Below are 20783 nucleotides of genomic sequence, written 5' to 3'. Positions count from 1 at the left end.
GGTGCATGGCGGGCCGTACCCGGCGACCTCCGACAGCCGCACCACCTCGGTGGGCTCGGCGGCGATCTTCCGCTTCCTGCGTCCGGTGTGCTACCAGGCGCTGCCGGAAGGGCTGCTGCCCGAGGCGCTCAAGGAGGGCAACCCGCTGGGCCTCAAGCGCCTCGTGGATGGCAAGCGCGAGATCTGAGCATACCCCCCTAGTCTAACCGAAGCCCGGCTCCTTGAAAGGGGCCGGGCTTTCTTCAATAGATCTGCATCATAAGTAGGCAATTTGGAGGATCTGCAGGGAGAGCCTCATAAAGGGTTGTTAGACAGTGCTTTGCAGGCTGTATAAAATATGCAAATCAAAGTCAACGCAGGCCTGTAGCATGCCAACTTACAAGACAAGGGCGCAATACGTCGCGAATGATCTCCGCAAGCGTATTCTCGGTGGAGAGTTCCAAGGCGGAACCCAACTACGCCAGGACGCCTTGGCCAAGGATTACGAGGTCAGCCGAATCCCCGTGAGGGAAGCTTTGTTAACCCTCGAAGCGGAGGGTCTGGTGGAGTTTCATGCCCACCGTGGTGCATTCACGACGGAGCTGTCCGCAAATAAGATTCGTGAACTCTTCACCCTACGCGTCTTGCTAGAGACATACATCTTCGAGCGAGCGATCCCTAACCTGTCCGAGATAGACCTTGAGCATGCCGAAAGCATCTTGCTCAAGTACGATGAAGCATTGGATACGGGAAGCCAGATCGACAACTGGAGCGACTACAATTTTGCGTTTCATCAGGCCCTGTATGCTCCGGCCGGTTTACCCGAAACATTAGCCCTCATCAGCCAATTGAACACGAAATCCGATCGCTACATCCGCATGCAATTGCTTTACACCCAAGAGATCGAAAAAGCCGAGAAAGAGCACCACGAACTTCTTGAGTTAGCACGTCAGAAACAATCCTCGCAAGCCTGCAACCTCTTAGCTACCCACATCCAAGAGGCCTGTGAGGGCATTGTTTCGATACTTGAGGGACGATCCCAGCACCCTCAAAAAGTCTAGTTACGTCACCTATACCCTTCGCTTTTATGCAGCCTATCGTGATAACTCGTTAACGCATAACGAACAATTTATGTGCCATACCTTGGGCCCCCACCGACACGAGAATAGATAGCTAAAGCCGTGTTGAAGACGCTTCTCTGAGCTTTCCCCTTCGATTTACAGTTGCGCAACAACGAAGGGCTCTCCATCTCATCCTGGCCCCTCTCCTGGCCGAAATAGCATCGTAACCACATTTCTGTCCTCATTATGCGACTTTGGTCGGTACTGATATTGCAGCTTAGCTGTGACTATCATATATTTTATACAATCGACAAAACAAAGAAGGAGCCAGCATGCCCTCTGAACACCAAGTCACTGGCCAGCCTAGCCCCGACACAGACATTGCAGTTATCGGCGCCGGTATCGTCGGTGTAGCTTGCGCCTTGGCGCTGAGCCGGCAAGGGTGGCGAGTAACGGTGTTGGATAAACAAGCCCCAGGCATGGGTGCTTCATATGGTAATGCTGGCCACATGGCCACCGAACAAGTCTTTCCTATTGCCGATGCATCGATTTTGACGCAACTACCAAAGATGCTGCTGGATCCGATGGGGCCGTTACGGCTCGACTGGCGACATTTTCCTCGGGCCCTCCCCTGGTTCGTCCGTCTGCTCTGGAACCTACGCAAGATCCCGTATCAGCAAAGCGTGTCAGGCATACGGTCGCTGAACGAGGGAAGCTTAGCCGCCTGGCACCGCCTGTTGGCTTCCATTGGCCAGGAAAGGCTACTGAAAGCCGAGGGCTCCTTTCTGATCTATGAACGCGAGGATTCGCTCCAGTTGCTCAAGGCACTACAGGCTCGTATGCAAGAGCAAGAGGTTCCCGTCGAGTACTGGCCAGAAGAGGCCATTAGACAGATCGCTCCGCAGTTGTCAGATGGAATTAAAGGTGGGCTTTTCTTTCCACAGACAGGGCATGTCGTGAATCCTTCGCGGATCGTGGACGTCTTGGTTGAAGCGGCCAAAAAGCATGGTGTCGCTTTTGAGCAGGAAGGGGTTTTATCAGCGAAAACTACCCATCAAGGCATCGCCCTTTCGACCTGTTCCCGAGAGTTGACTGCCAAAAAGGTCTTGGTGGCCTGCGGTGCCCACTCGGCGCCGCTTACCGAAGCATTAACGGGTACCAAGGTGCCTCTGGATACAGAACGGGGGTATCACTTGATGCTTCCCCAAGAACGTGAGCGGCTGCCTGTTGCTGTCACGTCGTTTGAACGACGTTTCATCATGACGCCAATGGAAGAGGGATTGCGGCTTGCAGGCACCGTCGAGTTCGCAGGATTAACACGGGCACCCAATATGCAACGTGCCTGGCAACTGCGTCGCTTGAGCCAAGGGCTGTTCAAGACGGACCTTGATGTCACTTCGGCAATACCTTGGATGGGATTTCGCCCCTCCCTGCCTGACTCGCTGCCTATTCTCGATTGCGTAAAAGATAGAAAAGTCCTGTTGGCTTTTGGACATCATCATTTAGGCCTAACCCAAGCAGCCTTGACGGCAGAAATCATCGCAGAACTAGCTGCAGATGATACCGAATCATCTGGCGGTTCCCCAACTGCGCTTCCCGACTTGCAGCCTTACAGGCTGGATCGGTTCGCGTAATGTTCCATCCATAGACAACATGTTAGAAAACAAATCCAAGGAGCAACTATGTCTTCGAAAACAGGTCAGGCAAGACTACCTACAATGATAGAGGTGCTTGCCATCATGGTTGGCTTCATCGCTATCATGTTCCTGAGCATAAACGTATTAAACCTGCCTATCCAGCTGGCGCTATTTGCTTCCTGGTTCTTGGTTATGGCTTTGGGCTTGAGGCTCAAAATCCCCTATGACGAAATGCAGAAAGGCTTAATTAATGGCATCCATAACGGTATGGAGGCGGTTCTTGTCCTGACAACGGTAGGAGCACTGATCGGAACATGGATCGCCGGGGGCATTGTCCCCAGCATTATCTATTATGGTCTTTCGGTAATGGACCCTCAGATATTCCTATTCGCAGCATTCGTTATCTGTGCGCTGACCTCCCTAGCTACGGGAACATCCTTCGGTACGGCAGGAACCGCAGGGGTCGCCATGATGGGTATTGGACATAGCTTCGGCATCCCCCTGCCTCTGGTAGCTGGCGCTGTGATTTCCGGCGCTTATGTCGGAGATAAGATGTCGCCGTTATCGGATACCACGGTAATGACGGCCTCTCTGTGCAAGGTGAACCTGATCGACCACATCCGCTCGATGATGTGGGTCAGTGTTCCATCGATTGCTATCGCCTCGATACTGTTCTTGATCGTAGGCTTTTTCTATATCAGTGATGGTGTCGATACGTCTCGTGCCGCGATCGCCATGCAGGCCCTCGAGGGTCATTTCTCTATTAGCCCATGGTTACTGGTTCCTGCAGTTATTGTCATTGCTCTGCTAACACGTCGCTACCCGGCAATTCCAGTCATTACGTTTGGTGCAGTACTGGGCAGCGTCTGTGCCTGGCTGGCTCAGGGAACTGGCCCCATCGAAGCGATTCGCATCGCTTATGTGGGTAATGCAATGCAATCTGATGTCGAGTTTCTGAATACCTTGTTGAATCGTGGCGGTATCGAGTCGATGCTGGGCGTCGTCGCCTTGATTCTCTTCGCACTCGGCCTCGGAGGTCTGATGGAGCGGGTTGGAATTCTTCAGGCAATCAGTAACGGTTTCCTTCGCTGGGCCAACAATCCTGGGCGATTGACAGTATCAACCATGTTAGGTGGATTCTTCGGCAACTTTTTCGGCGGGGCAGCCTATGTTTCATTAATTACGGCAAGCACCATTACTGAAAAAAACTATGATAAACAGGGCGTGGACCGCCGTGTGCTCTCTCGTAATGCCGAGGCGGGGGGCACCATTACCACGCCTATGGTGCCTTGGACGGATGGCGGCGTTTTCATGGCAACGACTCTGGGTGTGTCGACGCTAACCTATTTGCCGTTCCTTTGGTATCACATGCTAGTCATCGTCATCTCGATCTTCTACGGTTTTGCTAACATCGCCATTTGGCGAACACAGCCCTCTAGAAATGAGAAAGAAAGTTCTCCTTTGCAACAGGAGCTGAAAACGTCCTGATAAGTTTTTGCACTACTACATTTATCTAAGCGGCTCTGCATGAAGCAGAGCCGTTCAGCCTCACCAATTCAAGCACCGGGAACCCTCTCGGCACCAGGTCTTCAAAATAAGCCGATCAGTCAGATCAACCCAGAAACACCTGGCACCTTGTAGTCTTACTATCCGAATGCACCATTACAATCCCTTGCGGCTTTCGCCGCCAAACCGCTGCCAGCAAGGCATCCAACGCCAAGTCAGTGGTCATGCGAGACTTCATCGACCAGCCCACAACCTGCCGAGAGAACAAGTCGATGACCACCGACAGGTAGAGCCAGCCCTCGTAGGTGAGGATGTAGGTGATGTCGGTGACCCACGCGACATTGGGCGCTGCCACCTCAAACCGGCGATCCAAATGATTGGGCGATGCCATCGCCGGTGTGCCGCCGTAGCAACCAGGACGGCGTCGGTAACCCGTTTGAGAACGTAGCCCCTCCCGGCGCATCAGGCGGGCCACCCGATGCTTGCCACAGGCTTCTCTAGCCTCCCGCAGGTCCTGATGGATTTTACGATAGCCATACACGCCACCACTCTCGAGCCAAGCGTGCTTGATCAGTCCCAGCAGGCGCTGATCGTCCCGAGCCCGCTCAGACAGGGCGTTACGGCACCAGGCATAGAAGCCGCTGGGATGCACAGCCATCATGCGGCACAGGCGTCGCACCGGGTATTGGTCCGCATGGTCGTGGATAAACGCGTATCTCAGTCGGACTCTCTGGCGAAGTTCTGGGCGGCATTCCGACGGTGGCCTTTTTTAGGATATCTCGTTCTTCTGATACACGCTTCAGCTCGGCCTTCAAGCGCCGGTTCTCAGCGTGAAGATCATCGTCCTGCTGCCGATGTTCAGCAGGCTTAGCATAGCGCTTTATCCATTGATACAGGCTGTAGCCGGAAACGCCCAGCCGGGCGGCGACTTCGGTAACGGGATGGCCTCGCTCCGTCACCTGCTTGACAGCTTCGATCTTGAATTCTTCGGTTTATCGTTGACGGCTCATGGAACCTCCTGATGCCTTTCAGTATAAGGCCTGGAGGTGTCTACGAAACTAGGGGCGATTCAAACCCCGAAGGCTGGAATCCAACCTTCGGGGTCCATTTCACTTGCTCGGGGCTTTGATTGTTATGATTACGATTCTTTGCTGATGGCAGTTAACCCCAAGCACACAGAAGCCAAAAGTAGTGCACGAAGTGCGCTACTTTTGACTTCTGTGTGCTTGGTTAGCTGACCTTTATTCTCGTATACGAAGACGGCTTCTCTACCACGAAGTGCCTCCAAATATGCTCGTACAGTGCCTTTTGATTCGGAAATGGCACCAACGATTTTGCTTCCTCCAGCGAACACCATCGAAATTCGGTATGCTCGGAATTTAATACTATCGGCTGCTCGGGAGGGCAAAAGGCGACAAATACAGGGATTATCTCTATTCGATTCTTACTAGGCTCGTAGAACTGTTCAAGATACTCTCCGTTGTAAAGTTCTCTAACTACAATCTGTAGTCTCTTCGAAAAATTCCCGGACGATAGCCTGCCATCCGGTCTCCCCGGCCTCAACCTTTCCGGCGACGTGACACCAGAAACCTTCCTTCGATCGTTTCATAAGCGCCATCTTGGCTTCGCCACCCACTTGGGAAAGAGCGACACCTGAGACAACTTTGGAACAAATTGGGATCATATTCTATTTACTTCCGTTGCCGAAGCCTTATGCACTCCATCAGCAGCTAACGTTTAGCTCAGCGGCGGCCTTGGAGTGGAGGCGAAGCCGCAATGGAAAGGGCATCCGGCGGCCATCGGCCGTGTACTGCAGCGACTGGTTAGATGATTATTTTCACGCACAAGCCTGCCAAAGTTTAATCCCGATCTGTTACGGGACCCCTCAGAATTATATACGAGTTCGCCATCGGCACCATGGGTCATCTTGGCCAGTTTCTTGTCTGGCCGATGGAGGCCTTCTCAAAGTTGGCGGCTGAACCGCGTGCCCTAAAACCTTGGATTGATACTCAACGACAACATGGCCGATAACTGACACAACGGCCTTCCTGAACTCTGCTGCAATTCATTGAATGCGCCCTGTACGACGTGCATATCGCGCTGACTGGTGGGGGGTTGGTCAACAATGCCTGCGGCTATCAGCCGTGCGACCACATCGCTGGTCAATAAGAACGTATCCTTTCCGGCCAAGCGTAAAAAGGCGGCAGCCGAGCGTCCACCCAGGCGAGCGCCGCGTTTGGCCAATAAACGCCATAAGCCGATGATGTCGGTGCTCGGCCAGTTGGCAATGAATTCGCCGAAACTACTGCCTTGCTCCTGGCGGTTATCCAGTATGAGTTGGGCATTCTTGGGGATGGTCTGCAGTTTGGTGCGGTGGCGGATGATTCGATCGTTTTTCATATAGCCTTCGATCTGCTCTGGGCTGAGCAACACCATTTTCTCAGGAACAAAACCCCAAAACGCTTCTTCAAAGGCAGGCCACTTGGCATCGACCACCGAATGTTGCATACCGGCCCGAAAGACCCTCTGGCTCATGGCGGAAAGGTAACGATCGTCTCCCTTCTGCTCCAACTCGTCGGAAGCAAGCGCTTGAGGCAGGAAAGCTTCCATGGCTTCGTCAGAGTCAAAACGCCTTCGTACGGTGTCGTAAAGCCAGCGGTAATCAAGTGTCATGCTTGTCTCTATGGCAGTAATGAAATCAGTATTTTCTAAGCGCGCCCTGCTCCAGCGGCACGAACGGCGCCCATTTTCGGGTAGCGCTGATGAAAGCTGGCAGAGCCATCAAGCAGGCGCTACGCGGGGCTCTGTTCCTGTCCAACGTCGCCCAGCATGCTTTCCAGCTCGCTTTCGTTGACTCCGAGCATCTGCAGGATATTGCGCTGTGCAGCGTTGAGGATGCACTGGCGCTCCTGTTCGCCGGGCAGGCTCTTGGCGATGGCCACAGCACCGACTAGTGAGGCCAGAATGACGCGGGACTTGTCGGCGATCACGTCGCGGTCGGGTTCGAAGGGCAGTTTCTTGAGTCGGCTCAAGGCGATGAGGCGGGTTTCCAGCATCTTCTTCATGCGCAGGTAAGAGGCTTCGAAGAGCGTGCGGATCTCCGCGTTCTCGTTGCCGATCTCGTTGAACAGCACCGTCTCGGGGCCCGGCTTGTGCTTGCGTTCCAGCTCCTGGAGGTTCCAGCAATTGGATACCAACTCCGTCAGGTGCTTCACCGACAAGGGCCCCTTGACCAGCCTAGCCGCGCGGCTGCTCTCCAGGGTTTCCTGTACGGAGGCGTGATAGAGCGCTTCCTTCGAGGCAAAGTGCGCGTAGAAGGCACCATGGGTCATCTTGGCCAGCTTCATGATCTGGCCGATGGAGACCTTCTCGAAGCCTTTGCGACTGAACAGCTCGATAGCGGACTTGAGGATACGCTCCCGCGATTTGGCCTTGTGGTTCGTCGAATAGGGCATGGTGGCCTCACATTCCTGCGCTGAATATTACCTTGATCATATAAAGTCCGGTGCTAGCGTGGCACAACCCTAAATCGTTCAGGAAACTACCATGCAATCACCGCTCGTCATCACCGGCATGGGCATGATCAGTCCGCTCGGTTGCGGCGTCAAGGCAGTCTGGGAGCGCCTGCTTGCCGGCCGCTCCGGCATCTCCCCGATCACTCGGTTCGATACTGGTGACCTGCCGATCAAGGTCGCTGGCTCGGTGCCCAGCATTCCCGAGGACCCAGAAGCCGGCCTCGATCCGGACCGTGTGCTTGATGCCAAGGAGCGGCGCAAGCTGGAGCTGTTCAGTCTCTATGCCATGGCCGCCGCCGAAGAGGCGCTGACCCAGGCCAACTGGTTCCCGTCGAGCGATGCGGACCGGTTGGCCACGGCTACTATCGTGGGCTCAGGCATCGGCGGCTTCCCTACCATCACCCAGGCGCAGAATACCCTGTCGACACGCGGCCACCGCCGGCTCTCCCCTTTTACCGTACCGGCTTTCCTGGCTAACCTGGCGGCGGGCAATTTGTCGATTCGCTATAGCTTACGCGGGCCGATTGGCTGCCCGGTGACCGCCTGTGCGGCTGGCGTGCAGGCCATTGGCGACGGCATGCGCATGATACGCAGCGGTGAGGCTGAGGTGGCTCTGGTGGGCGGCGCCGAAGCTTGCATCGACCCGCTGTCGCTGGCCGGCTTTCATGCCATGAAGGCGCTCTCCACCGAGCAGGATGACCCCACCAAGGCGTCGCGCCCCTTCGACCAGGCACGTAACGGCTTCGTCATGGGGGAAGGCGCGGGGCTGCTGGTGATCGAGAGCCTGGCCCACGCCGAGGCACGCGGGGCAACGCCCCTGGCCATACTCAGCGGCTATGGCACCAGCGCCGATGCCTACCACATCACCGCCGGCCCGGAAGACGGCTCAGGAGCCGCGGCGGCCATTCGGGCAGCGCTGAAGATGGCCGGGCTCTCCCTAACCGATATCGACCATATCAATGCCCATGCCACCTCGACACCGGTCGGCGACCGCGCCGAGATCGCCGCCCTGCGCAACGCCTTCGGCGACGCCCTCGCCGACATTCCGATCTCCGCGACTAAGTCAGCCACCGGCCATCTGCTCGGTGCCGCCGGTGGCGTGGAGAGCATCTTCTCGGCGCTTTCGGCAATGCACGACCGGTTGCCCCCGACCCTGAATCTGGAAAATGTCGATGAGGATATTCAGGACCTGGACTTCGTCTCGGGGACGGCGCGTGAACACCCGACACAGCATGTGCTGTGCAACGGTTTCGGGTTCGGCGGAGTGAATGCCGCGCTGATCGTCAGCAAGATGTAGGGGCGCTCAGCTATCCGCTGCTTGCCGGGGCACAACCGGGCCGCCCCTGCCCGCGCCTTGCACACGGGCAGCGACAACCTGCATCGGCTCGCGTCCGGGGCTGAAAGACGCCCCGGACTCGGCCTAGCGCGCCTGACGCTCGGCCATCACACGCCGGTAGAGGCCGGCGCAGACCGCGACAAACACCGCCAGCCCCAGCCATGGCGAAATGCCGGCGAAGCCGTCGTCCACCAGCGCCAGCGGTGCATCACTACCGGTAAAGCCAATGATGCCGGCCATCAACACGCCCATCAGGCTCTCGCCGACGATCATGCCCGAGGCGATCAGGACACCGCGGCGACGCGGTTGCTCCACGCCGGTCTCGGTGTCGGTACCGCGCGCCGCCGCACGCGCCTGCAGACGGCGCTGAATCACCCAACCCAGAATGGCACCGATGATCAACGGCATGTTGACGCTGGCCGGCAGATAAATACCCAGACCCACCGCCAGCACCGGCAAGCGGGCGACACCACCACGGCGCTTGAGCAGCTCGTCGATGCCGATCATCACCGCCCCCAGCACCAGGCCGATAATGATCATCGACCACTGCAGATCATGGGCAAAGATCCCCTTGACGATGGCGGTCATCAGCGAGGCCTGCGGCGCCCCCAGCGCCTGGCTGATGTCCATGTCGTCACGCGGCAGCGCCCCCACGAAGCCATAGGCGTTATAGAGCAGCGTCAGCACCGGCGGAATCACCAGTGCCCCCACCAGACAGCCGATGATCAAAGCTACCTGCTGACGCCACGGCGTCGCGCCGACCAGATAGCCGGTCTTGAGATCCTGCAGGTTGTCGTTGGAAATCGCCGCTACGGCCACGATCACCGAAGTCGAGAACAGTGCCAGTGCCGTTGGCAGCATGCTTGCGACATCATCGCCAAGCATGGTCAGCCCGTCGCTGAGCTGGTTGAAGCCGAGAATCATCAGCGAGACCAGGATCACCGCAACGATACCAATCCCCGAAATCGGACTGCTGGACGAGCCTACCAGCCCGGCCATGTAGCCGCAGGCGGCGGCAATAATGAAGCCAAACAGCCCGGCAAACAGCACGCTACCCAGCGCGAGCGTCCAGAACGTGCCGCTGGACATGCCCGGCGCCGCCGCGTGCAGGAAGTAGGCAAATACCGCAAACAGCGCGACCAGCAGAATACCCGCCAGCCCCAGCAGAATCGACGCCGGCAGATCGCGGTCGGTGCGCGGCATCTGGGTCATGCCGCCCTGGCCCTTTCTCAGCGCACCAAAGGACGCCCGCACGCCTTCGATCATCGGCCTGAGCAGCGTCAACAGGGTCCAGATGGCCCCGACCCCGATCACCCCGGCCCCGATGAAGCGCACGTCTTCGGACCAGTGCTGCATCGCGACCTCCGTCAACGACGGCCCGGCCGAGGCGGGATCCAGCATGGTCAACCAGGGCACCGCAATCCCCCAGGTAATCAGCGTGCCGATCAATATCGCCACCCCAGCGACGATGCCGATCATATAGCCAGCCCCGACCAGCGCCAGCGAGAAGCCGGTCGAGAACTGGAATGCGGTGCGCCCTGCCGTCAGCCAGAGCGTGATGCTGTCCGCCAGCACGCGAAAGCCACTGCTGGCCAGCGAGAACGCCGCCGCCACCAGCGCCCCCAGCGCAATATCGCGTGCGCCGGGCTCGTTGGCATCATGTGCGCGCTTGTCGTCATCGCGACCGCGATCACCGACTTCGAGAATCTCGGCAGCGGCGATGCCTTCCGGATAGGGAAGGTCGCTCTGCACGACCATCGCTCGGCGCAGCGGAATGGTATACAGCACCCCGAGAATCCCGCCGATGGCGCAAATTGCCGAGGTTTGCCAGAAGGGGAAGCCCTGCCAGTAACCCACCATCAACAGGCCGGGGAGGATAAAGATGATGGCCGACAGGGTCCCGGCCGCCGAGGCCTGGGTCTGCACCATATTGTTTTCGAGTTTATTGGCGCCGGCCAAACGGCTCAGCAGCGCCATGGAGATCACCGCCGCGGGGATCGACGAGGCAAAGGTTAGCCCCACCTTCAGCCCCAGATAGACATTGGAGGCGGTAAACACCACCGTGATCAACGCACCGAGCACGACCCCGCGCAGGGTCAGCTCCGGTAGCACCATCTCATCGGGAATTCGCTGTGACATGACAAGCTCTCGCTCAACATAATGCCCCCGGCCAGGACGGCACGGGGGCACTATTACCTGAAGTTTCCGCTGGGCGAGCCAGTGCACTCACCCGATCATTAGCAGGCTTGTGATGATAGCATGAAGACCACGAACGCCGAAGTGGGCATTCAGGTGGAAATTCCCTTGTTGCCCACCGCCCTGCTGAGGTGGCGGATCACCTTGCGGCTGACCGTATCCCCCTGAAACCGTGATTGATCAACTGTCGGTGTTCGATTTTCACGACGGCGGTGGCATCGAGGCAAAACGTCTCAAGGCGAAGCCGGTGCCTGGCTCAAGGTTGCCGTTGACGTTACTGCAGAACGCAGCCACCCTTGAAATCTGCTGCCTCCATGATCCGGTGGTTTCAATCGACATTAGAGGCCTTCCCCGTCTGATTCCTGCCCCCTTTACTCTGACTGCGACGAGCTAACGTCGTGCTCGGCAGCGTCTTCGAATCCTTCCTCGACCATTTCCTGAGCCCTCTCTTCCTCCTCATCAGAGGCTGTCGGCTTTGCGTCGTCCTTATTCGCGACGGCCAGGGTCGCGGTAATGGCGAAGTGGTCGGAGCCAAACACCCTTACGCGGTCGAGGTCGACCAGATGGAAGCCGTCGGAGACGAACAGATGGTCAATAGGATATCGCCATAGGGGTCGCTGTGCGTGGTAGGTAGCCAGCATCCGTCGGCCGCGGCGCGGGTCCTTAAGGTCGGTCAGGTCAACGAACAGCCGAGTCGTATCCGACCACGCCACGTCATTGAAGTCCCCGGTGACGATCCAGCGGTTGTCTGCGTCCTCCTCAATCTCACGGGCAACTAGCATCAGCTCCGCGTCACGAACTCGACTGTCTCGACGTTCGGAGGTTTGGTCGTTTCTGGCAATCCGGTCACGCAGTCCTGGCGGGACAGGATGGGTACCGACATAACGGACAGGTCCGATTCCCGGTATATCCAGGGTCGCGAAAATCGAGGGACGGCGCTCGGAGACTAGGTGTTTAACCTCTTGCTCCAGTAGCGGGAACCGTGACCAGAGCACGATCCCCAGCCCCTCGCCACGGACTTCCCCGACCCGATGGTCGTAGCGCTCATCCAGCGGCGCCAAGCCCTCGTCCCACTCGCTATTGATTTCGATCAGCAGCAAGAGATCTGGATCCTCACGCCGGACCAACTCCAGAACCTTGCTGTAGTGGTCGTTGGTGTAGGAGACATTCGCGGTCATGACTTTAAATTTCACCCCAGCCCTGTCGGGGTGAGTCTCAGCGTCGGGGACGGCGGGTTGCCAGACCGGGGTGAACGGCAGGATATGTGACAACTGCCATATTCCCGCCGCGAGGATGACTCCCAACCACGCTGCATGCTCTTTCCGCGGGCGTTTCCACCAGGCGTGCACAGCAAGCAGCGCCAGGAGCAGGAGCAGCGCCCAAGCCAACTGAAGCCGCGGAAATGCCCACAGTCTGACCCACCATTGACCGCTGGGGACCATCGGCAGCACGCTCACCAGCGCCATGCAAAGCGTCAGCACACGAATGGTCCATAGAAGGAGTTTTGAAGCCATGGCACCTCTTTTTCCGCGCGGCAGCAATAATTCGGGACGTCCCGATCATATAGCCGATTTATCCAAGAGTTAGTACGTCGCTAAAGCATCGTAACGTAACGGGCCGGGCGAACGATAACTTTATAATTACGTAGAGTTTTCCAGCACCCAACGCACACGTAAGCCGCGCACAAAGCCCCTTGGCGTTTCGGGAACCCAATCGAAGGCCCGTGAAGTCCAGATCTATCATTGTCCCTTTCTTTAAGTCCGATGTGGATAACCTTTATCAAGCAGAGCAGGCTTCGATTTTCTTAGATAAACGTTAATGGGCACTAGCTGGCCCGGCCATGGCAAGACACTCGGCTCCCATGGTAAATCGGCGGAGAAGCGCCGTTATGTAAGCGATTGCTAGCCTGCACATGTACAGCATCCTGTATATACATGACATTCCGTTCAGGAGCGTTTTATGGAGGCCATCAACTACACCGCAGCGAGAACCCATCTAGCCAAAACCATGGAGCGGGTCTGTGAAGATCATTCACCAGTCATCATTACCCGGAGCAAAGCGCAGCCGTGGTGATGATTCCCTGGAAGACTACGAAGCGCTGCAGGAGACCGCCTACCTGCTTCGTGCGCCGAAGAACGCTCGCCGCTTATTGGAATCTGTCGCCGAACTGGAGCAAGGCGGGGTCAGGAGAAGGAGCTCATTGGATGAAGCTGCTTTTCTCCGAAATGCGTAAAGTTTATCTGTACTGGCAAAAGACCGACAAAAAGCCCTTAACCGGCTCGATAAGCTGATCAAGGAAACCCAGCGAGAGCCGTTCGAAGGTGTCGGTAAATTTGAACTTTCCAAGCGTAGCCTGGCGGGTTGCTGGTCCCGGCGAACAACGAAGAAGACCGCATGGTCTACAAGATCACGGATGGTGCGCTGCTTATTGCTCAACTTCGTTACCACTAAGAGGCTGAAGACTGAATCAACGGCAGGCTTAGTACGCGCCAGCCGGCCTGGCCACGGCAAGACACGACGCTCGACTCCCGTGGTGAGCCAGGAAGGTAAACTCCTCCACCTTCAGGCCGGCGGTGCGAAGTTGGGCTTTGAAGACGTCCTTGTAGGTCACTTGGCCGAAATCGATGCTTGTAAACCGCTTCAATACGGGCTTTAGCGTCTCCATCCAACGGGATGGCTGCGTCTGGATGGTTTGCGTAAAGTATATTCGCCCGCCTGGGCGCAAAAGCTCGCAACAATGCCGTAGTGCCCGCTCAGGCTCGGGCAGCAGCATGAAGCTTGCCGAGAAATACACGGCGTCGTAAGGCCCGCCCTGGTGTTCGTAGACGGACTCAAGCCGCACCTCGGCGTGGTCAGCCAGAGGGGAATCCGCCAGCCTTCGTTTAGCGCTTTCCATGTAGTCGGCATCGATATCGATACCCGTCACATGCAGGCGCTTTCGCCTGACCAGTTCGGCATTGGCCAGCAGCGCGCCCGCCGTGCCAATACCGACATCCAGCACAGCGGCGCCCTCGGGCACGCGCTGCAGCACTTCCGCATACCATCGGGAGGTGAGCCTGAGGATAAGGGTGTCGTAGATGAAGCTGCGCATCATGGCTCCTTGGCCGTTTTGATCAATCGTCAGGTATCAAACGCTTGCCGATACTGACGGCCTCATCAAGCGTATACCCAAGCTTGCGATAGAAGACGAGTACCGCCTCGTTCGAGGTACGAACCAGAATGTTCATCTTCGGACAGCCCATGGCGTGCAGGGCCTCCTCGACATGTGCCATCAGCTGCCGTCCGTACCCCATGTGTTGAGAACCTGGATCAATCGCCAGATAAAAGACGGAGCCGCGATGACCATCGAACCCCGCCATCGCTGAAGCCATGACCTTCCCGTCCAGCTCGCCCACGAAGAACAGCTCGGGCTGTACCGTTAGTTTTCTTTCGATGTCTTTCTCGGGATCGTTCCAGGGGCGAATCAGACCGCATGTATGCCAGAGGGCGATGACCGCGTTCCGATCCGTTTCCCGGTACGGTCTGATGTTCATACGCTATCGCCCCTGGGTTGTGTGTGGGTGTCGATGAAACTTGTCTTGAAAAATCCAGCCGTCCGGCTACTCCCTGGCCAATCGCTGCCGATAAAGAGCAGAGATACATCGTGGTCTACCGTAACGCCCCTATTCGACTCGATCGAGGATTATTTCCATGACCCAAGAGACTCCCGTCGTAGTAGCCGACATCATGATCCGCAACATCGTGACGCTACGTCTCGAGCAGACGCTCAATGACGGTAACGAGGCCATGCGGGAGCATAAGATACGGCACCTGCCGGTGCTGGACGAACAGGGCCAATTGGCGGGATTGCTCAATCAGAAGGTCGTGCTGCGGGAAGCGTTGCGAATCACCGATAACTACGGCTCACATCGCTTGAGCCATCATCTGGGGCGGATACCGCTCGCCGAGGTCATTTCCAGGGACGTGCTCACGCTGTCGGTCGACACGCCGCTCGCCGATGCCGGGAGCAAGCTGCTGGCACATCGCCAGGGGGCCATGCCGGTCCTGGACGGCGACGAGCGCCTCGTCGGTATTCTCTCTTCCGCGGATTTCGTGCGTCTGGCCGTTGCGTTGCTCGAAACCGGGCAGAACTGATCCTGCAACGCTTTTTGACTTGTGTTCCTGCTAACCGCTTTCGATCCCGAAGCCGCCCTATCGGACGGCTTCAGTCGAATATTCGAGAAGTGAACCACGGTCATTTTAGAAAGGCATACCGGAATGGTCGGTTATTATTCGTAATGGCTCCATAGACGGAGAACTTTGACCACCCTCTCAATCTCAATAACTTGATAAACGAGACGGTGCTGAATATTGATCCTGCGTGAATATGCCCCGGCGAGATCGCCTACTAACTTTTCGAACGGGGGTGGCTTTCGAAATGGATCTTCTGAAATCAGGACAAGCAATTCTTGAGCCTTTGGCTTCAAGCCGCTGGCCGCTAGTTTTTTAGCGTCTTTTTGAGCCTGTTTGGTATAAACCAATTCCCATGTCACCAGTCGAGCTCCCCATCACACTCGTCGGTGGGGGTAGCCATGCCTTCACAGATCGATTCGCGCATGCCGGGAACAGACAGCAGGAACAGCGTCTCCTGAATGGCCTGCCAGTCCTCTTCGGAAACCAAAACAGCCCTGTTTCGTTTGCCCATAATCACTACTGGCTGATGAGATTCGGCAGTTTCATCAATGAGCCGATAGAGATTGCTGCGCGCCTCGGTTGCAGTGATTCCAGTCATGACGCACCTCTGATTCGTTAATCTTGGATAAGTGTACGTCAACCAGTACGTTCGTCAATACGTACGCAATTAATGACCTCGTCGTGCTTATCTTCATCGATAGCCAGATGGAAGGCTGCCAAGCGAGCTTACGGCCTTAACGCAATGCCCCCGAGCCGGGCAACCAGCTCAGGGGCATCGGTTGGGCCAAGAGCTAATAATCAAGCCGAGGCTGTAGCCGTTCTCGCCCTGGCAGCACGCGCCGCGTGCAGCTTCCTGTAGCTTTCGATCAGGCGCTGGTGCCGCTCCAGTCCTTCCAGTTGCATATTGGTGGGCGTCAGGCCATGGAAACGCACCTCGCCGTTCACCGAGCCGACCACGGCGTCCATGGTCTCGTTGCCGAACATGCGCCGCAGGTTGGTGAGGTAGTCCTCGAGTGCCAGTTCATCCTCCAGGGTGATCTCGAGCACCGCCTGAACCGCGCGGTAGAACAGCTCGCGCTCGACGGTGTTGTCATGGAACTGCAGGAACATCTCGACCCGTTCCAGCGCTTCCTCGTGTTGCTGCAGCGCCAGGGTGATCAATAGCTTCAGCTCCAGAATGGTGAGCTGACCCCAGACGGTGTTGTCGTCGAACTCGATGCCAATCAGAGTGACGATCTTCATCTGCTCGTCGAGCTCGCTCTCCTCCAGGCGCTCGAGCAGGTCGGCCAGTTGCCCGTCGTCCAGCGAATGCAGGTTGAGGATGTCTTCGCGGAAGGCCAGCGCCATATTAGTGTTGTCCCAGACCAGATCCTCCACGGGATACACCTCGGAATAGCCCGGCACCAGAATGCGGCATACCGGCGCGCCCAGATCGTCATGAACGGCCATGTAGGCTTCCAGGCCCTCCTCTTCGAGAATGCCGAACAGCCGGGCCGCTTCCTCGTCCGTCGAACCCGAGAAATCCCATTCGCAGAACTCGACATCGGCGCGGGCGCTGAAGAAGCGCCAGGAAATCACTCCGGACGAGTCGATGAAGTGCTCGACGAAGTTGTTCGGCTCGGCCACCGCCTGGGAATTGAAGGTGGGCGGCGGCAGATCGTTCAGCCCTTCGAAGCTGCGGCCCTGCAACAGCTCGGTGAGGCTGCGCTCGATCGCCACCGGGAAACTCGGGTGCGCGCCGAACGAGGCGAACACGCCACCGGTGCGCGGGTTCATCAGAGTGACGCAAGCCACCGGGAACTGCCCACCCAGCGAGGCATCCTTGACCAGCACCGGGAAACCCTGCGCCTCCAGCGCCTCGACGCCTTCGACGATACCGGGGTATTTCGCCAGCACGTCCTGGGGCACGTCGGGCAGCACGATCTCTTCTTCGATGATCTGCTTCTTCACCGCCCGCTCGAAGATTTCCGAGAGGCACTGCACCTGTGCCTCGGCCACCGTATTGCCGGCGCTCATGCCGTTGCTCAGATACAGGTTCTCGATCAGGTTCGAGGGAAACCAGACCGTCTCACCGTCCGACTGGCGCACGAAGGGCAGCGAGACGATGCCGCGATCCGTGCGGCCGGAATTGGTGTCATAGAGATTCGAGCCGCGCAGCTCGCCTTCGGGGTCATAGATTGCCCGGCAGTGCTCATCGAGAATCTCGGCCGGCAGCTCATCATTCGGCCCCGGCGGGAACCACTTCTCGTTCGGGTAGTGGACGAACGCGCTATTGGCGATCTCCGTTCCGAAGAACTGGTCGTTGTAGAAGAAGTTGCAGCTCAAACGCTCGATGAACTCGCCCAGCGCCGAGCATAGCGCGCTCTCCTTGGTGGCGCCCTTGCCGTTGGTGAAGCACATCGGCGAGGCAGCGTCGCGAATGTGCAACGACCACACATGCGGCACGATGTTGCGCCACGAGGCGATCTCGATCTTCATGCCGAGGTCCGCCAGTATCTTCGTCATGTTGGCGATGGTCTGCTCCAGCGGCAGATCCTTGCCCTCGATCCAGGTTGCCTCGCCCTCGACGCTGTCCTTGACGTTAGTGCCCATCAACAGCGCCTGGGCGTCTTCGTCAATGTTCTCCACCGTCTCGATCTGGAACTCGGGGTTGTTCTGGATCACTCGCTTCACCGAACAGCGCTCGATGGAGCGCAGAATACCGGTGCGGTCCTTCTCGGAGAGATCTTCCGGCAACTCGACCTGGATCTTGAAGATCTGGTTGTAGCGGTTTTCCGGGTCGACGATGTTGTTCTGCGACAGCCTTATGTTCTCGGTGGGGATGCCCCGCGTATTGCAATACACTCGCACGAAGTAGGCGGCGCATAGTGCCGTTGAGGCGAGGAAATAATCGAACGGGCCCGGCGCGGAGCCATCGCCCTTGTAGCGAATCGGCTGATCGGTGATGACGGTGAAGTCGTCGAACAGTGCTTCCTGACGCAGGTTGTCGAGATAGTTGACCTTGATTTCCATGGAGAAGAGCCGGGTTGGTGACTTTCGGCGCACTATAGGCGGGTAGCCGGTCATTATCCCGGTTTTGCCACCTTGCGTCTTGGGAGGCGGCGAAAAATCCGTGCAACCGCCCTGCCCCGCGCCAATCGGGACTCCCGCCTCGGCCTACATCCCGTAGTCACGCTCTACCTTGGCGATACGCACCCGGAAGTCACTATACCACTGCCGGCGCCCCAGCCGCTGCGCCTCCAGGTGCTCGGCGTGCCGTTTCCATTTCCGGATGGCTTCCAGGCTTTCCCAGTACGACACGGTGATGCCCAGTTCTTCCCGGGCGGACTCGAGGCCGAGAAAGCCCGGCTGCGTGGCGGCCAGCTCCACCATGCGTTCGGCCATGGCGGCATAACCCTGGTCACCCTCGGTTCGATGGCTGCTGAAGATGACAGCGTAATAAGGCGGTTCAGGGGTAGTGGCGATATTTGACATATAGATCCTTGGTTTTTAACGCCAAAGCACACCAGTGACGTTGATGCGGTGAAGCCGAGACGAGGGTATCCGAGTAACGCACCTGGCTAGCGACTCCCAAGCATATAAGCACGAAGTTGCCGTTCCTCTCTCATGACATAGAGGATGAGAACCCGCCTCGCATCTTCACGGTAAAAGATGCGACAGGGTGGCACCACGACTTCCCTGTATACGGAATTGGGCAGCTCCGGAGGATTCCGTCCGGATTGGGGGAAGTCTTCCAAACGCTCGGTTTTATCGAAAACTTCCTTGACCAGATGGCTCGCCGCTGCGGGCTTGTCCAGGGCGATGTACTCAGCGATGGCATCCAGTTCTTGAAGGGCGGGGTCCGTCCAGATTACTTCAGCCATTTACTCATTTTCTTCTTGGCCTCACTCTGGCTGTGCGTTCTTCCCTCAAGTACGGCACGCTCACCCCGCGATAGCCCTTCGAGCAGCTCAAGCCGGCGCTGCATAAACTCGTAATCCTGTACATCAACAAGATAGGCGGATGGCCGACCATGCTCCGTAATCAGTATCGGCTCCTTTGACGAGTGCAAGTCCGCCAGAATCTTCGTGGCTTGGCGCTTGAGGTTCGTAACAAGCTCAACTTTCATGGAGTCACCCTGATTCAGACCAATAGTGATACTATAGTGTCACTTCTTGCGTGACACAATCATAGCTCTACGGCATGTCGCGTACGCTCAAGGCTCATGAACAACTCTACTCTTGAGGTGGTTGCCTTTGGCGCAAAGTGGCCAAAAGGTTGAGGCATAGTTCGTTCGAGGCCGCTTCGCTAGCCTTTGCACGACGGCCCCCCTCTGCTAACCCAAAAGAAGCGTCTTACATTGATACGCTTTTCCTACATAGGAGATGGCAGATGGCAACTTACGTGGAAAAAGGCGATATCTATTTCTTCTACCGGCCCAAGGTCAACGTGGAGAAGATCCGGGGGCTGGATGACGTGCAGCGCTTGCATATGGTGCTGGTACCGGACGATGAAAAAGATACCGCTCGGCTATTCGTGGTGGGCAAGAAGCGCATGCCGAAGATAATCAAAGGCAAACCGCAATCCACCGCACGCGAGTGGATGATGAACGACATGACGGGCAAGCCGAAGGAGATCGGCGAGACCCTGGCACCGCTCGAGTACGAGACCAAGACCCGCGGCGAACAGGAACAGGGCGAGGCCATTCCTGTCGGCGAGGGCCGCTACGCAATCTTCGAGCGCCACAACAGCACCCGCCTCGCCTATCGGCTATCCAGCCCCGACAAACCCGGCAAGGCCCAGCAGGAACTGGCGATACTCGCCGAGGCGAGCTACATCATCTCGGTGCGCAACCCCGCCGTCGATGTCCCCGGTTTCCCCGACTCCAAGCCGAACTATCCCAAGCGGTTGCAGGACAAGTTCGCCGACAAGCGCTGGATCGATATCGATGACGGCCAACTGCTTGATTACGAGAGCGCCCAGTTCCTGCTGATCGGCGCGCACGACGCGCTGAACGAGGAAGACGTCACGATCAGCGGCAAGCCGAACCTGTTCAAGACCCTGGGGCTCAACAAGCGCGATTGGCCGACGCAGGCGCTCGAGGCAGGCAAGCTCGCACAGCCGCAGATGAAACCCGAGATCCACGAGCCAGCGGGCGATCGCAGCAAAGGCGGCGAGCGCGGCGGCAAGGCGGCCCGCAACACCTCGTCGGCAGCCGGCGTTGTCCATGCGCTCAAGGGTGTGGATTTCCCCTGCGGCAAAGCCGACCTGATCAAGCAGGCCAAGGCCAACCATGCCGCCGACGAGGTCATGGAGGTGCTCGATGAGTTCCCCCGCCGGCAATACGAGACCATGGCCGATGTTCAGAAAGCGGTTGGGGAGGTGCGCTGAGGCGCCACTC

Annotated in this window: 21 protein-coding genes and 3 pseudogenes; 10 read left to right on the top strand and 14 right to left on the bottom strand. The window is 57.6% G+C overall.

Annotated features, from left to right (window positions below):
* The 4 genes and pseudogenes from ACW4DH_RS17975 to nhaC form a co-directional block, all read left to right on the top strand.
* Positions 1 to 187, top strand: a pseudogene (locus tag ACW4DH_RS17975) (aldehyde dehydrogenase (NADP(+))); the annotation flags it as partial.
* Between the two features lie 181 nt (positions 188 to 368).
* Complete coding sequence (locus tag ACW4DH_RS17970; RefSeq protein WP_459637776.1) at positions 369 to 1040, top strand: GntR family transcriptional regulator; 672 nt, start codon at positions 369 to 371, stop codon at positions 1038 to 1040.
* Positions 1041 to 1372: 332 nt separating this feature from the next.
* Complete coding sequence (locus tag ACW4DH_RS17965; protein ID WP_459637775.1) at positions 1373 to 2674, top strand: NAD(P)/FAD-dependent oxidoreductase; 1302 nt, start codon at positions 1373 to 1375, stop codon at positions 2672 to 2674.
* 48 nt (positions 2675 to 2722) lie between these two features.
* Positions 2723 to 4165, top strand: coding sequence for a Na+/H+ antiporter NhaC (gene nhaC, locus ACW4DH_RS17960; RefSeq protein ID WP_459637774.1), 1443 nt, complete (start codon positions 2723 to 2725; stop codon positions 4163 to 4165).
* Positions 4166 to 4325: 160 nt separating this feature from the next.
* Here nhaC and ACW4DH_RS17955 read toward each other — a convergent pair.
* The 4 genes and pseudogenes from ACW4DH_RS17955 to ACW4DH_RS17940 form a co-directional block, all read right to left on the bottom strand.
* Positions 4326 to 5160, bottom strand: a pseudogene (locus ACW4DH_RS17955) (IS3 family transposase); the annotation flags it as partial.
* 515 nt (positions 5161 to 5675) lie between these two features.
* Positions 5676 to 5867, bottom strand: coding sequence for an NUDIX domain-containing protein (locus ACW4DH_RS17950; RefSeq protein WP_459637773.1), 192 nt, complete (start codon positions 5865 to 5867; stop codon positions 5676 to 5678).
* Between the two features lie 305 nt (positions 5868 to 6172).
* Positions 6173 to 6856, bottom strand: coding sequence for a DNA-3-methyladenine glycosylase I (locus tag ACW4DH_RS17945; protein ID WP_459637772.1), 684 nt, complete (start codon positions 6854 to 6856; stop codon positions 6173 to 6175).
* A gap of 119 nt (positions 6857 to 6975) precedes the next feature.
* The gene (locus ACW4DH_RS17940; RefSeq protein ID WP_459637771.1) at positions 6976 to 7638 is read right to left on the bottom strand and encodes a TetR/AcrR family transcriptional regulator; all 663 of its coding nucleotides are present in this window, start codon (positions 7636 to 7638) and stop codon (positions 6976 to 6978) included.
* Between the two features lie 91 nt (positions 7639 to 7729).
* Between ACW4DH_RS17940 and fabF the strand changes: the two genes are divergently transcribed.
* Positions 7730 to 8995, top strand: coding sequence for a beta-ketoacyl-ACP synthase II (gene fabF / locus ACW4DH_RS17935; RefSeq protein ID WP_459637770.1), 1266 nt, complete (start codon positions 7730 to 7732; stop codon positions 8993 to 8995).
* Positions 8996 to 9118: 123 nt separating this feature from the next.
* On the opposite strand, the gene ACW4DH_RS17930 is transcribed toward fabF, so the two are convergent.
* Positions 9119 to 11173, bottom strand: coding sequence for an OPT family oligopeptide transporter (locus ACW4DH_RS17930; RefSeq protein ID WP_459637769.1), 2055 nt, complete (start codon positions 11171 to 11173; stop codon positions 9119 to 9121).
* A gap of 428 nt (positions 11174 to 11601) precedes the next feature.
* On the bottom strand, positions 11602 to 12744 hold the full coding sequence (locus ACW4DH_RS17925; RefSeq protein WP_459637768.1) for an endonuclease/exonuclease/phosphatase family protein: 1143 nt from the start codon (positions 12742 to 12744) through the stop codon (positions 11602 to 11604).
* Between the two features lie 445 nt (positions 12745 to 13189).
* Here ACW4DH_RS17925 and ACW4DH_RS17920 point away from each other — a divergent pair, with 445 nt between their 5' ends.
* The 3 genes and pseudogenes from ACW4DH_RS17920 to ACW4DH_RS17910 all read left to right on the top strand — a co-directional run bounded on the left by ACW4DH_RS17920 (position 13190) and on the right by ACW4DH_RS17910 (position 13681).
* Entirely contained in the window at positions 13190 to 13303 is a 114-nt protein-coding gene (locus tag ACW4DH_RS17920) for a type II toxin-antitoxin system Phd/YefM family antitoxin (protein WP_459637767.1), read from the top strand.
* Entirely contained in the window at positions 13251 to 13463 is a 213-nt protein-coding gene (locus ACW4DH_RS17915) for a type II toxin-antitoxin system Phd/YefM family antitoxin (protein WP_459637766.1), read from the top strand. The genes ACW4DH_RS17920 and ACW4DH_RS17915 overlap by 53 nt, the downstream gene beginning before the upstream one ends.
* A pseudogene (locus ACW4DH_RS17910) lies at positions 13435 to 13681 on the top strand (Txe/YoeB family addiction module toxin). Before ACW4DH_RS17915 ends, ACW4DH_RS17910 begins: the two are co-directional and overlap by 29 nt.
* Positions 13682 to 13709: 28 nt before the next feature.
* Here the strand turns inward: ACW4DH_RS17910 and ACW4DH_RS17905 are convergent.
* Both ACW4DH_RS17905 and ACW4DH_RS17900 read right to left on the bottom strand, forming a co-directional pair.
* Entirely contained in the window at positions 13710 to 14321 is a 612-nt protein-coding gene (locus ACW4DH_RS17905) for a class I SAM-dependent methyltransferase (protein ID WP_459637765.1), read from the bottom strand.
* 22 nt (positions 14322 to 14343) lie between these two features.
* Positions 14344 to 14763 (bottom strand): GNAT family acetyltransferase, encoded by a 420-nt coding sequence (locus ACW4DH_RS17900; protein WP_459637764.1) that lies wholly within the window; start codon positions 14761 to 14763, stop codon positions 14344 to 14346.
* Between the two features lie 157 nt (positions 14764 to 14920).
* Here ACW4DH_RS17900 and ACW4DH_RS17895 point away from each other — a divergent pair, with 157 nt between their 5' ends.
* Complete coding sequence (locus tag ACW4DH_RS17895) at positions 14921 to 15364, top strand: CBS domain-containing protein (RefSeq protein ID WP_459637763.1); 444 nt, start codon at positions 14921 to 14923, stop codon at positions 15362 to 15364.
* Positions 15365 to 15498: 134 nt separating this feature from the next.
* Here ACW4DH_RS17895 and ACW4DH_RS17890 read toward each other — a convergent pair whose 3' ends face one another.
* The 6 genes from ACW4DH_RS17890 to ACW4DH_RS17865 form a co-directional block, all read right to left on the bottom strand.
* Positions 15499 to 15762, bottom strand: coding sequence for a Txe/YoeB family addiction module toxin (locus tag ACW4DH_RS17890; protein ID WP_459637762.1), 264 nt, complete (start codon positions 15760 to 15762; stop codon positions 15499 to 15501).
* Positions 15759 to 16001: a type II toxin-antitoxin system Phd/YefM family antitoxin gene (locus ACW4DH_RS17885; protein ID WP_459637761.1), complete on the bottom strand. Its 243-nt coding sequence runs from the start codon at positions 15999 to 16001 to the stop codon at positions 15759 to 15761. Before ACW4DH_RS17885 ends, ACW4DH_RS17890 begins: the two co-directional genes overlap by 4 nt.
* A gap of 200 nt (positions 16002 to 16201) precedes the next feature.
* On the bottom strand, positions 16202 to 18415 hold the full coding sequence (locus ACW4DH_RS17880) for an OsmC domain/YcaO domain-containing protein (RefSeq protein ID WP_459637760.1): 2214 nt from the start codon (positions 18413 to 18415) through the stop codon (positions 16202 to 16204).
* A 144-nt stretch (positions 18416 to 18559) separates the two neighbouring features.
* The gene (locus ACW4DH_RS17875) at positions 18560 to 18877 is read right to left on the bottom strand and encodes an antibiotic biosynthesis monooxygenase family protein (RefSeq protein ID WP_459637759.1); all 318 of its coding nucleotides are present in this window, start codon (positions 18875 to 18877) and stop codon (positions 18560 to 18562) included.
* A gap of 86 nt (positions 18878 to 18963) precedes the next feature.
* Entirely contained in the window at positions 18964 to 19266 is a 303-nt protein-coding gene (locus ACW4DH_RS17870; protein WP_459637758.1) for a type II toxin-antitoxin system RelE/ParE family toxin, read from the bottom strand.
* On the bottom strand, positions 19254 to 19511 hold the full coding sequence (locus ACW4DH_RS17865) for a type II toxin-antitoxin system Phd/YefM family antitoxin (RefSeq protein ID WP_459637757.1): 258 nt from the start codon (positions 19509 to 19511) through the stop codon (positions 19254 to 19256). The genes ACW4DH_RS17870 and ACW4DH_RS17865 overlap by 13 nt, the downstream gene beginning before the upstream one ends.
* Positions 19512 to 19774: 263 nt before the next feature.
* On the opposite strand from ACW4DH_RS17865, the gene ACW4DH_RS17860 reads away from it, so the two are divergent.
* Entirely contained in the window at positions 19775 to 20773 is a 999-nt protein-coding gene (locus tag ACW4DH_RS17860; RefSeq protein ID WP_459637756.1) for a DUF2795 domain-containing protein, read from the top strand.
* Positions 20774 to 20783: the final 10 nt, after the last annotated feature.

The organism is Halomonas sp. WWR20 (assembly GCF_054602495.1).
Note: the sequence above shows the minus strand (reverse complement) of the source record. Positions and strands in the feature narration are given on the sequence as shown.